The following is a 13014-nucleotide window of genomic DNA, read 5'->3' on the forward strand; positions in this document are numbered from 1 at the left end:
ATATACTCCCAGGAAATTAACATCAATATCTCTATTCAAATATTAAATTTTCACTAGTTAGACTTTCACCATATAGACTTAAATATTCGTCTATGGATTTAGTATTTTCAAATACGAGGAAATTATAATCAAGTCAAATATGTGGATAACTTTTGAAAGCATTGTAAATACAAGGTTAGTAAAGGTAATTTAAATATGAATGAAATGTTAACACAGAACAACATAGTCTGCGAAGCAGATTTTTTTATTTATGGAATTTTGAACTATTTGTTTTAATGTTATAAGATTTGCCTTTAGGCTTATCTTGAATTGATTCAGAAGAAAAATGAGAATCTTCCAAAGCACCACCAAAAACTTTCTTTTCTTTAAATTTTATTTTAAATTCTTTTTCATATTTCTTTATTATATTAAGCTGCTTAACAGTAGCTATACATATAGAAGTGCCATTTGCATTTCCTCTAGCAGTTCTACCAGATCTATGTAAATACTCGTTTAATTTTAATGGTAAATCTAAATGAAACACATGAGTTACACTCTCGACATCAAGGCCTCTTGCAGTAACATCTGATGAAACTAATATTTTAATTTTTCCATTTCTAAAACTTTCAATTGCAAGTTTTCTATCTTCTTTAGAAATTTTTCCAGTCATAGCATAGCAGTCTTTGCTATGATAATTAAGCTTTACAGTTGTTAATTCAATGTCTTCATTATCATTAACAAAGATAATTGCTTTTTCAGGTTTTACAGCAACGATGATCTTTCTTAGAGTTTCAAATTTATCACGTCTATCGCAAACAACAAGCATATGCTCAATGTTTGGATTCATAACTGGTTTGTCTTCAGATTTTATAATTACAGGATCCTTCATTAAATTTGTAGCAATTTCCAGTGTTTCAGATTTTATAGATGCTGAAAAAACCATGAGTTGTCTATCTTTCATAGTTGTTTTTATTATTTCCTTGGCTATATCTGCTCTTTTAGGATCTAATAAGTTATCGCCTTCGTCTATGACAATTGTTTTTATAGTATGGGCAGTTATTTTTTTCTTTCTAATAAGATCAAGAATTCTTCCAGTTGATCCAACAATTATATGTGGCTTAGTGTCTTTAAGTTTTTTTATTTGATTATTTATATTTACATCGCCAATAATTGATAAAGAGGTTACTGGAATATTAGAATTAACTCCAAGAAGTTTAATTTGTTCTTCTATTTGTATAGCAAGCTCGTGAGTTGGTGCTAGAATTATTCCTTGCATTTCTCTTCTTGAAGTATTTATTTTATGAAACATTGGTATAAGATAAGCTAGGGTTTTACCACTGCCAGTAAAAGCTTCTCCAATTATATCCTTATTTTCAAGTGCTGGTAAAATAGATGAAGCTTGAATTTGAGTTGGAGCAGTGATACCTTGCTTTTGAAGACCTTCTATTATATTTGTATTTATGTTTAAATCAGTAAATGAATTATTCATTAAATTCTCCTTTGTAGTTCGATTATTTAAATATAATTATGTATATATAATACGTAAAAGCTTATGGAGTATAGCAAACTAAACTATGTTAAAGCTTTAAAAGAATATTATTCTATACATTGTCAATTAATTATATCCTTAATATGCTCATTTTTCTAGCTTAAATTATAGTTTTTTATCATATCATACAACCCTAGTTTAATTGAGAAAAAATAATTTAAATATATTTAACTTTTTATTGAAAGCTCATAAATAGTATTTATAAAGAAAAAAATAGTAATTTTTTTTAAAAAAATAAAATAATATATTGATATATTATTTTAAAAATTAAAATAAAATACAAAAATAGATTTTATAATAATTTTTATATAAAATATATGTTGTATTTTGTCGTATAAATGGTATAATTTAATTAATCCTAATAAATACTAACAATTACCCCTTAACAATTTTTTCTCTCTCTCCTAAGCAGTAAATAAGAACGTTTTATTTACTGCTCTTTTTTGTTTGAAAAAAGACTATGCAGATATTATTTTTTTGTTATAATAAAATATGGATATTACACAGTAAATCTATCGGATAAAAAGAGAAAAACATATGTTAAATGAAGAAAATTCACCTAAGGGTGATCTGTTTTTCTTAAAATAAGGCTAATATAAATTTATATGAATATAAAATTTTAACTAAAGAGTTTAACTTAGTGTGATGCAATTAAACTTGAAAGGAAGAGAAATTAATGGAAGTTTATTTTGATAATAGTTCAACAACAAAACCTTCTAATGAAGTAATAGATGAAGTCGCTCTTGGAATGAAAGAATTTTATGGAAATCCTTCTTCTTTGCATAATTTAGGATTTAAAAGTGAAAAGAAACTTAAAGAGTGCAGAGAAATATTATCTAAGACTATAAATGCCAATGAAAATGAGATATATTTTAATTCTGGCGGAAGTGAAGGAAATAATTCCATACTTAAAGGAATTTTAAAAAGTGGAACTCATCTTATTACTACCCCATTTGAACATGCTTCTATTTTAAATACTATAAAAAAATTAGAAGATAACAAAGTGAAAGTAACATTTTTAAAGATAAATGAAGAGGGAAAAATTGATTTAGAACATTTAAGAAATTCTATAACTAAAGAAACTACGCTTATTTCAATAATACATGTAAATAATGAAATTGGAGTAATTCAAGATTTGAAAACTATAGGTGAAATAATAAAAGAAAGCAGTAGTAGAGCTAAATTTCATGTGGATGCAGTTCAAAGCTATGGAAAGATACCTATAGATGTAAAAAAAATGAATATAGATTTTCTAACAGTAAGTGGTCATAAATTCCATGGACCAAAAGGTGTTGGATTTATATATGTTAGGAAGCCTAATAACTTAACTCCACTAATAGAAGGAGGAGCTCAAGAATTTGGAATAAGAGCTGGTACGCAAAACATAGCGGGAATAATGGGAATGAGCTTAGCTTCTAAAATTGCAAATGATAGAATTAATGAAAATTATAAAAAGGTTTTTCAAATAAAGAAAAAAATTACTGGAAAATTAGAGGATATAGAAAATATAAGAATAAATAGTTTATTAAATGAAGACTATTCCCCCTATATTCTAAATGTTTCATTTAGAGGAATAAGGGGAGAGGTATTACTTCACTTTTTGGAGGAATCAGGAATATACGTATCAACTGGATCAGCTTGTTCATCTAAAGAGAGAGAAAAACTTGGTGGAAGTTATGTATTAAAAGCATTAGGGTTAAGTCAAGATGAAATGGCAGGAGGAATTAGATTTTCTTTTTCTGATGACAATAAAGAGGAAGAAGTAGATTATGTAATAGATAATTTAAATAAAGGACTTACATTTTTAAGGAGGAGAAAATAATGAAAGAACTTATTTTAGTAAAGTATGCCCCAGAAATATTTTTAAAGGGGTTAAATAGAGGGAAATTTGAAAAAAAATTAAGAGATAATATAGGAAAAAAGCTTGAGGGCATAAAAGTAGAATTTATACATGATAGTGGAAGATATTTTATTAAAACAGATGAAGTGGAAGAAAGTATTAAAAGAATTAGCAAAGTGTTTGGAATTTCAGAAGTTTGTCTAGTTAAAGAATTAGAAATAGATTTAAATTCTATAGAAGAAGCTGTTTTAGAAAAAGTAAAAGAAGCGAAAGAAAAGACTTTTAAAATAGTTACTAATAGAGCTAATAAGAAATTTGAATTAAATTCTATGGAAGTTTCAAGAAAAGTTGGAGGATATGTTCTTGATAATTATGATGGTGAAATAAATGTTGATGTTAACAACCCAGAACTTTTAATAAATATTGAAATAAGAAATAATTATTCTTACATTTGGTCTAACAAGGATATAACAAAGGCAGCAGCAGGACTTCCATATGGAATGAATGGTAGTACAATGCTTATGCTTTCAGGAGGAATAGATTCTCCAGTGGCAGGATATCTGATGGCTAAAAGAGGTGTTGAAGTAAATTGTGTTTATTACCATAGCCATCCTTATACCTCAGAAAGAGCTAAAGAGAAGGTTAAAGATTTAGCTAAAATATTAGCAGAATATACAGAAAAGATAAATTTATATATTGTTCCATTTACAGAAATACAAATGGATATTATAGATAAATGCAGAGAAGATGAACTTACTATAATAATGAGAAGATTTATGATGAGAATAGCCTGCAAACTTGCTGATAAATTTGGAATTGATTCAGTAAGTACAGGAGAGAGTATAGGTCAAGTTGCAAGTCAAACTATGGATGGACTTATAGTAAGTGATGCTTGTTCTGATAGACCTGTATTTAGGCCTTTAATAGCTACGGATAAAATAGATATAATGGAAATAGCAAGAAAAATAGGTACATATGAAACATCAATTCTTCCTTATGAAGATTGTTGCACAATATTTGTTCCCAAACATCCAAAAACCAATCCGAAGTTAGATAAGATAAAAAAGGAAGAGGAAAAATTAAATGTAGATGAATTAGTGGAAAAGTCAATTGAAAATATTGAAATTGTAACATTTTAGTTTTTACATGTTTGAAGAACTTATACAAATTAAATTATCATTGTTGGATAAAAAATTTACAGTTGTGAATTGAGTTTTAAGAAAATAAAATTATAATATGAATATAGAAAATTGGGATGAATTATGTATATAATACATCCCAATTTTATTTTGGAAAAATAATTAAAGAGGAATACAAATAATGATAATAGTAAATTGTGCTTTAAACAAGAGTAGATAATAGAAGATAATGTGATTATAGTGATGTAGAAAAAGCATGTTCTCTTGCAAATAAGACAATATAAAAATAAACTTGGTAAAATATTGTTTTATAACGTTGTCGATATTAAAGAATATTCATAGACAAAAAGTTAGTGTATATTTTCTTAAAGAAGTGATATAGAAATTAATTTATTGCGAGAAAAAATTGAAATGCATATAAAAATATGATATATATATATAAAGGATATGTTTAATTTTAAAAGAGATTATGTGATAAGAAAATAATCGAAGCAAAATTAATTAAATATCGTAATTTTTATAAAAAATTAATAGAAAAGGGAGATGGACAATGATAATAGTAAATTGTGCATTAAGACAGGACGATATAATATCAATAGTAGAAAATATTGAGGTTGAAAATGAAAAAGTCTTTAAATTTGTAAAAAAACAAGGCCTTCAAATTTCTTTTGACTGTAGCCTTAGTGCTGGTCAAGATGCAGCTGCAATTGCAAAGAAAGCAATAAAAGATACAGAAGTCGGAAAGGCATTATTTTTTAGTGTTACAGCACAATAAGGTTGCTAGAATAATAGCTTAATAAGTTTATCATGAAAATTTATAGTAATAGCCTATATTTAAATAATATAAATAATTATTTAAATATAGGCTATTACTTTTTAATGAATATGGTAAACTATTTTCTTTCAAAAGATTTAAATCTATATTCATCTATTCTAAATAATATCAAAGAGAAAATTAAGATTATTGCAGCAAACCATATTGATTTAACCCAAACGAGCATAGTTAAAATTCCAGCAAAACAAGCACCTATTATAAAGGAAAATATTATTATTATATAGCGAGTTGTTTTCAAGGTTGAGCTGCTATCTTTTTTCACAAAGGCTTTATAAGCTGATTGAGAAGCTGTTCTTAAATTTCCAGTGCACATAGTTGTGCTATAAGGTGAGTCTACTAATTTACCAAAAGAAGCAATTTGAACTGAAGAAACAAATGAAATTGGTAAGGTTGCAAATGCATGAGGCATTGTAGATGGAATAAAGCCTACAATAAAAAGAACTACTATTTCAATTATTAAAATAATTTGTTCTGAATATGCAGCAGAAGTATATGAAGGAAATTCAAAATCTTTTATTTTTTCAGTTACTATTATACCTATTATAAAAGCTAAAATTGGTAAGAGTGCCATGGAAGCTTGGACAAATTCGCCTTTAGCGGCATTGATACCAACTAGAACTATATTTCCAGTTTGAGCATTTGCAAAAACGCCACCTCTGCAAATAAATGTATATCCATCTAAAAATCCACCTACTATTGCAAGAAGAACTCCAAGTCTTAAAGAGTCTGAAGTATTAATATGGACTTTATTTCGATTAGTTATAATTGTATCTTTAGTAATCAATATTAAAGCATCTCCTTTTTATTTATAATAAGAAATATATCAATTTAATGCTTAATTATAAAAAAATTTTTATTTATATATTAAGTTAACAAATATTATTAGCATCCTTTTATATGATAGTTAAATTATCAATAAAAATCAACTAATGAGGAGAGAATATAGAAAATGACTTATAGTTAAAAGTCTTAACGTATAGTAATTTTAAAGTTTAAAACATAAAAATGTTTTAAATATAATATGGTAAAAAACTATAACTAACGTTTTGAATTATTGACATAGTAGAAAAAATAAGCTATTATTAGGTTAATATCAATTTAGCATGCTAAATTGATGCATTGGTATAGTGGTAGATTGATAAATGATAGGCGGGTGGAAAATGAATAAAAAGAATATGCTTCCAGAAGGAACAAGAGATTTAATATTAGATGAATGTATTATAAAGAGGGCTTTAGAAAGGGATGTAGATAGTATTTTTGAAAAATGGGGTTATAAGGAAGTTATAACTCCAACATTAGAATTTTATGAAACCTTTAATCATGATTCACAAACTTTAAGAGAAGAAGATATGTATAAGTTTTTTGATAATAGGGGACGTATATTAGTATTAAGGCCAGACATGACAATTCCTATAGCTAGAGTAGTGGAAACCAAGCTTAAAGAAACAGAATTTCCTATAAAACTTAGGTATACTTCTAATGTCTTTAGAGTTCATGAAAGTCTTGGTGGAAAGAGAAATGAATATACAGATTGTGGGATTGAATTTATAGGGCTTGAAGATAAAAAATCTGATTTAGAGGTTTTAGTATTAGCATTAGAAGCTTTAAAGAAATTGGGACTTAGGGATTTTAAGCTGGAAATAGGCAATATAGGATTTTTTAATGGGGCATTTAAAACTTTAGAAATAGATCAAGAATATAAAGAAGTTATTGCTCAATTTATAGAAGATAAAAATTTAAAGAGTTTAGAAGATTATCTATGCAATTTGGATATTAAGGAAGAATATAGAAAATTTTTTAATAAGCTACCTTGGATGTTTGGAGATAAAAAGATATTGGAAGAAGCTAAGAAATTAGCTTTTAATGATAATATAAAAGAAAACCTAGAATACTTAGAAGAATTATATTCACAGCTAGAATCTTTAGGTTATGGTGAAAATGTAACATTTGATTTGGGAATGGTTCCAAGACTTAATTACTATACAGGAATTATCTTTAGAGGATATGGTGAAGGGGTAGGAAACACACTTTTAAGAGGTGGAAGATATGATAAGTTAATTAAATCTTCTAATGATTATATTCCAGCTATAGGATTTTCAATAGATGTTAATTCTGTAATTGAAAATTTTAAGCAAAATGGTAATAGAAATGAAAATCAAAATGTATATAAGATATATTATAATTTAGAAAATAGAATTGAAGCTATTAAAAAGAGTGAAGAACTTAGAAATCAAGGATATATAGTGGATTTACTACCTAAAGAGCATATTAAGAAAATAAAAATTGTTAATGGAGGAGAATTTTAAAATGAGTATAAGTATAGCATTAACAAAAGGAAGATTAGAAAAAGAAACTATTAAAATTTTAGATAAAGCTAAGTTTGATCCCTCAGAATTAAAAGATAAAGGAAGAAAACTTGTATTTAAAGATAAAAAAGAAGATATAAAGTATTTTTTGGTAAAAGCTCCTGATTCAATAACATATGTAGAACATGGAGTGGCTGATCTTGGCGTTGTTGGTAAAGATACTATTTTAGAAAGTGATAATAACTGCTATGAAGTATTAGATTTAGGATTTGGAAAGTGTGGATTTATAGTTGCATCTTTACCTAAAAATGATATTTTTAAGAAAGTTGGTCACGTGAAAATAGGAACTAAATATCCAAAGGTAGCAAAAGAATATTTTAAAAATAAGGGAATAGATGTGGAAGTTATAAAAATAGAAGGATCGGTGGAACTTGCACCAATACTTGGGTTGTGCGATGGAGTTGTAGATATTATGGAAACAGGAACAACATTAAAAGAAAATGGATTAGTTGTATTAGATAGAATTTGTGAAATAAGTGCAAGGTTGATTGTAAATAAAGCGAGCTTTAAAATGAAGCAAAATGAAATTTGGGGGTTCATAGATAGGATTAAAGAAGTGATTAATAATTGACAAATTTCGTGAAATGTTGATAATTATAAGTAATATATTTTAAATAATTATTAAAGAATATCCGAATATATTGAAAAATTAATTTTTGTAGTTATTGACTTTTATAAAATTAAGGGGGCTATTTATCATATGTTAAAATTCATGGAAATTACAGGAAGCAATAAAAACAGCTTGATTAAAGACCTTAAGGCAAGAGCAATCGAAACAGAACAAGAGATAATTTTAAGTGTGAGCAATATTTTATCAAAAGTAAAAAAAGAGGGAGATAAAGCGTTATTTGAACTTACTAAATCATTTGATAAAATTGAACTTAAAACGTTAGAAGTTTCACCTAGTGAATTAGATGAATGTTTTAATAGTGTAGAAAAAGATTTTATTGAGGCGTTAAAAGAAGCTAAGTTGAATATAGAAGAATATCACAAAAAGCAAAAAGCAAATGGATTTTTAATGACAAAGGATAAAGGAGTTTATTTAGGACAAAGGGTTCTTCCACTTGAAAGAGTTGGCGTTTATGTACCAGGTGGAACGGCAGCCTATCCATCATCAGTATTAATGAATGTGATACCTGCAAAAGTTGCTGGTGTAGATGAAATTATAATGGTAACTCCACCAGATAAAGATGGAGGAATCAATCCATATATAGGTGTAGCTGCAAGAATTGCTGGAATAGATAAGATATATAAAGTCGGAGGAGCACAAGCAGTTGGGGCTTTAGCTTACGGGACAGGAACTATTGAAAAAGTCGATAAAATTGTGGGGCCGGGAAATATATTTGTTGCGACAGCTAAAAAATTAGTATTTGGAGAAGTTGATATAGATATGATTGCAGGGCCTAGTGAAATTTTGGTCATTGCAGATGAAAAATCGGATCCGAGTTTTGTTGCAGCAGACTTAATGTCACAGGCAGAACATGATAAATTAGCATCATCTATATTAATCACAACGTCTAAAGAGTTATATGAAAAAGTTGAAGTTGAATTAGAAAGACAAGTTAAAGCTCTTGAAAGAGAAGAAATAATAAGAGCTTCTCTTAAAGATTTTGGTAGTGCAATGATTTGTGGAACTATTGAAGAATGTATTAATATTTCAAATGCAATTGCACCTGAACATTTAGAAATTATGGTTGATGAACCAATGAAATATTTAGGTATGGTTAAAAATGCAGGTTCTGTATTCTTAGGCAGATATTGCCCAGAGCCAATAGGTGATTATTTTGGAGGCACAAACCATGTATTACCTACAAGTGGTACAGCAAGATTTTTCTCACCATTGTCAGTTGATAGTTTTATAAAAAAATCATCATTCATTTATTATTCAAAAGAAGCCATTTTGGAAAATGGAGAAAAAATTATAACATTGGCTAATAAAGAAGGATTGACAGCTCATGCTAATTCTGTGAAAGTGAGATTGAATAAAAATGGGAATCTATAATGATTACATTAATTCCTATGATGAATATACAATAAATCTAGACAGTAATGAAATTTATCTAGAAATGGATGAAAAAATATGGATGAATATGAAATCTTGTTTAACAAGTATACCATTGCATAGATATCCTACTAATGAAATGAAGGATATTAAAGAATTATATGCAAAATATGCAGGAACAGAAGTCAAAAACATTATTGTAGGAAATGGGTCAGACGAAGTTATAGAACTTGCAATAAGTAAAGCAATTAAGCATGGCAAGAAAGCCTTAAGTTTAGATCCGGATTTTGTAATGTATGATTTTTATATATCACGATTTGGTGGAGAGCTTAAAACTTATTATATAGGTAAATCTATGAATTTTAATTTAGAAGAATTTATAGAGCTTGGAAAAAAGGAAGATGTAGATTTGATTGTTTTTTCAAATCCTAACAATCCTACTGGTATTGGAATTGAGCCTAAAAATATAATTGCAATATTAGAAGCTTTTAAAGAAAAAACTGTTATTGTAGATGAAGCTTATTATGAATTTTATGAAAAATCAATGATTCCATATATAAATGAATATAAAAATTTAATTGTAACAAGAACTCTTTCAAAGGCTTGGGGGCTTGCATCATTAAGAGTTGGATTTTTAATATCTCATGAAGATAATGTGCGTGAATTATTAAATTATAAAATACCTTATACAATAAATTCTTTTTCACAAAATTTAGCATCTATTGTATTAAAATATCCAGAAAATGTTTTGAAAAATACAAAGTTAATAATTGAGCAAAGAGAAGAATTATATAAAAATCTTAAGGAAATTGAAAAGAATGCAGCTATGAAGATACAGTTTTATCCATCTAAAGGTAATTACATATATGGAAGAACATCACATAAAGAAGCTCTTATAAAAGGGCTTGAGAATATTGGTATTGTAATTAGAAATTTTGGAGATGATACCTTTAGAATAACTGTTGGTTCACCTATGCAAAATAGAAAAGTAGTAGATGGAATAAGAAAGATTTTTGTATACTAATAGGTATATTAGGATTAAAAGAAAAATTCACATTTTGAATAATGTGGCATAAATGAATTTAGGGGGCTAATATGTTAGATAGATTCTCAAAAAAAGAAAGAATAACAAAAGAAACTAGTATCAAATTAGATATAAATTTAGATGGAAGTGGAAAAAGTGAAATAAATACAGGTATTGGATTCTTTGATCATATGCTGAAATTATTTGCATTTAATAGCAAAATTGATTTAAATTTAATAGCAAAAGGTGATTTAGAGGTATGTGATCATCATACAATAGAGGATATTGGAATAACTTTAGGAGAATCATTTAAAGAAGCTTTAGGAGATAAAGTTGGAATAAATAGATATGGAACGTTTTATATTCCAATGGATGAAACTTTGGCTTTAGTATCACTAGATATAAGCAATAGACCCTTTTTAGTATTTGATTGTAATTTTAGAAGAGAAAAAGTTGGAGAAATGGCTACTGAAATGGTGGTTGAATTTTTTAGGGCCTTTACTTTTAATGCAGGGATAACACTTCACTTGAAAATTTTATATGGAGAAAATGATCATCATAAAATAGAAGCATTATTTAAAGCGTTAGGAAAAGCTATAAAAGAAGCTAAATTTAGAAGTGATGAAAATGGAATCCCATCAACTAAAGGAAGCCTTTAAGTCAGTTAAAAATGAAGAGTTGAGGAAGAAATACTGTTAGGATTTGATGAATAGAAAATTTAAGAACTGCTTTAGCATGTCATCATTAACTGATAAAGGCTAATAGTGAATAGTTATGAGATAAATCTCAATTGAAGTAATAATTAAAGGTAATAAGAAAAAATAAAAGAAATGCTAACGGATTTAACGGGGTGTTTAAATGATAGTTATAATAGATTATGGAATGGGAAATTTAAAAAGTGTTAAAAATGCACTTGATTTTCTTGGGGTAGAAAATAAAATATCATCTGATGAAGAAGAAATAAGAAAAGCTGATGGATTAATCTTGCCAGGTGTTGGCGCATTTCCTGATGCTATGGACACTATAGAAAGATTAGCTTTAGATAAAATAATAAGAAAAGAAGTAGCCAATAATAAGCCGCTTTTAGGTATATGCCTTGGCATGCAATTATTATTTGAAAAAGGTTTTGAAGGTCTTGAAAGGTCTGGCCTTGGTTTATTAAAAGGTAATATTATTAAAATGAAGGATGATAAAGAAAATAATATTAAGATTCCCCATATTGGATGGAATAATTTAATATACAATAAAACAGATGATTTATTTAATTCTATAGAAGAAGGTAAATTTGTCTATTATGTACATTCATATTTTGTACAAGACTACAATAATGAAGATTTAGTAGCTTATAGCGAATATGGAGAAAATAAGATTCCAGGAGTAGTTAGATGTAATAATGTTATGGGAGCCCAATTTCATCCAGAAAAAAGTGGAGATGTAGGGTTAGGTATTTTGAAAAATTTTAGGGAGTTGATTAAATGATAATTTTACCAGCAATTGATATAATTGATGGAAAGCCAGTAAGATTATATCAAGGAGATTATGATAAAAAAGAAATTGTTGCAGATGATATATTTGAAACGGCAAAATCTTTTGAAGATATGGGAGCTGAATATTTACACTTAGTAGATTTGGATGGAGCTAAGAGTGGAAGGAATCAAAATCATGAACTAGTAATAAAAATTACTAAGATGCTTAAAATTCCTGTGGAATTAGGTGGAGGAATACGTTCTTTTGAAACTATTAAGTATTTATTAGATAATGGAGTAGCAAGAATTATTCTTGGAACTATAGCTATAGAAGATGAAGAATTATTGAAAAAAACAATAGATACATATGGTGAAAAAATTGCAGTTGGAATAGACTGCAAAGATGGTAAGGTTTATGGAAGAGGCTGGCTTGCAGGTGGTAATTTAGATTACATAGATTTTGCTAAGAAAATGGAAAGCGTAGGAGTTAAAAATATAATAGTTACCGACATAAGTAAAGATGGAACACTAGAAGGTCCTAATTTAGAAATGCTAAAAGTTCTAAAGAAAAATGTTAATATTGATATTACAGCTTCAGGCGGAATACGCGATATAGAAAATATAAAAGATTTAATGGAAATAAATGTATATGGAGCAATAACTGGTAAAGCTATATATGCTAAGACTTTGGCATTAAAAGAAGCAATAAAAATTTCAAAAAAATAACATAAGCAGATACTGAAAAACATGTAATAAGTAACAGTTAACTGTTATTTGTCCACAGGAGACCCTAAAGGGCATTAACTATTAACTG

General features: G+C 27.5%; 12 protein-coding genes. 10 read left to right on the forward strand and 2 right to left on the reverse strand.

Annotated elements, in window-relative coordinates:
- Positions 1-244: 244 nt before the first annotated feature.
- Positions 245-1468 (reverse strand): DEAD/DEAH box helicase, encoded by a 1224-nt coding sequence (locus CLPUN_RS18700; RefSeq protein WP_077848756.1) that lies wholly within the window; start codon positions 1466-1468, stop codon positions 245-247.
- 736 nt (positions 1469-2204) lie between these two features.
- On the opposite strand from CLPUN_RS18700, the gene CLPUN_RS18705 reads away from it, so the two are divergent.
- The 3 genes from CLPUN_RS18705 (at position 2205) to CLPUN_RS18715 (ending at position 5282) form a co-directional block, all read left to right on the forward strand.
- Positions 2205-3350: a cysteine desulfurase family protein gene (locus CLPUN_RS18705; protein ID WP_077848757.1), complete on the forward strand. Its 1146-nt coding sequence runs from the start codon at positions 2205-2207 to the stop codon at positions 3348-3350.
- Positions 3350-4507 carry a tRNA uracil 4-sulfurtransferase ThiI gene (gene thiI / locus CLPUN_RS18710; protein WP_077848758.1) on the forward strand — a complete coding sequence of 386 codons (1158 nt, stop codon included), beginning with the start codon at positions 3350-3352 and terminating at the stop codon, positions 4505-4507. Before CLPUN_RS18705 ends, thiI begins: the two co-directional genes overlap by 1 nt.
- Positions 4508-5057: 550 nt before the next feature.
- Positions 5058-5282, forward strand: coding sequence for a hypothetical protein (locus tag CLPUN_RS18715; RefSeq protein WP_077848759.1), 225 nt, complete (start codon positions 5058-5060; stop codon positions 5280-5282).
- Between the two features lie 118 nt (positions 5283-5400).
- Here CLPUN_RS18715 and CLPUN_RS18720 read toward each other — a convergent pair whose 3' ends face one another.
- Positions 5401-6126, reverse strand: a complete 726-nt coding sequence (locus CLPUN_RS18720) for a YoaK family protein (RefSeq protein ID WP_077848760.1) — start codon at positions 6124-6126, stop codon at positions 5401-5403.
- Between the two features lie 376 nt (positions 6127-6502).
- Here CLPUN_RS18720 and hisZ point away from each other — a divergent pair, with 376 nt between their 5' ends.
- The 7 genes from hisZ to hisA all read left to right on the forward strand — a co-directional run bounded on the left by hisZ (position 6503) and on the right by hisA (position 12926).
- Positions 6503-7648 (forward strand): ATP phosphoribosyltransferase regulatory subunit, encoded by a 1146-nt coding sequence (hisZ, locus tag CLPUN_RS18725; protein ID WP_077848761.1) that lies wholly within the window; start codon positions 6503-6505, stop codon positions 7646-7648.
- Between the two features lies 1 nt (position 7649).
- A complete protein-coding gene (gene hisG, locus CLPUN_RS18730; protein WP_077848762.1) occupies positions 7650-8279 on the forward strand; it encodes an ATP phosphoribosyltransferase in 630 nt (209 codons plus the stop codon).
- A 129-nt stretch (positions 8280-8408) separates the two neighbouring features.
- Positions 8409-9710: a histidinol dehydrogenase gene (gene hisD / locus CLPUN_RS18735; RefSeq protein WP_077848763.1), complete on the forward strand. Its 1302-nt coding sequence runs from the start codon at positions 8409-8411 to the stop codon at positions 9708-9710.
- On the forward strand, positions 9697-10734 hold the full coding sequence (locus CLPUN_RS18740; RefSeq protein WP_077848764.1) for a pyridoxal phosphate-dependent aminotransferase: 1038 nt from the start codon (positions 9697-9699) through the stop codon (positions 10732-10734). Before hisD ends, CLPUN_RS18740 begins: the two co-directional genes overlap by 14 nt.
- A gap of 71 nt (positions 10735-10805) precedes the next feature.
- A complete protein-coding gene (hisB, locus tag CLPUN_RS18745) occupies positions 10806-11393 on the forward strand; it encodes an imidazoleglycerol-phosphate dehydratase HisB (RefSeq protein WP_077848765.1) in 588 nt (195 codons plus the stop codon).
- 199 nt (positions 11394-11592) lie between these two features.
- Entirely contained in the window at positions 11593-12213 is a 621-nt protein-coding gene (hisH, locus tag CLPUN_RS18750) for an imidazole glycerol phosphate synthase subunit HisH (RefSeq protein ID WP_077848766.1), read from the forward strand.
- On the forward strand, positions 12210-12926 hold the full coding sequence (gene hisA / locus CLPUN_RS18755) for a 1-(5-phosphoribosyl)-5-[(5-phosphoribosylamino)methylideneamino]imidazole-4-carboxamide isomerase (RefSeq protein WP_077848767.1): 717 nt from the start codon (positions 12210-12212) through the stop codon (positions 12924-12926). Before hisH ends, hisA begins: the two co-directional genes overlap by 4 nt.
- Positions 12927-13014 lie beyond the last annotated feature (88 nt).

Origin of the sequence: Clostridium puniceum (genome assembly GCF_002006345.1) — a bacterium.
Lineage (GTDB): Bacteria > Bacillota > Clostridia > Clostridiales > Clostridiaceae > Clostridium > Clostridium puniceum.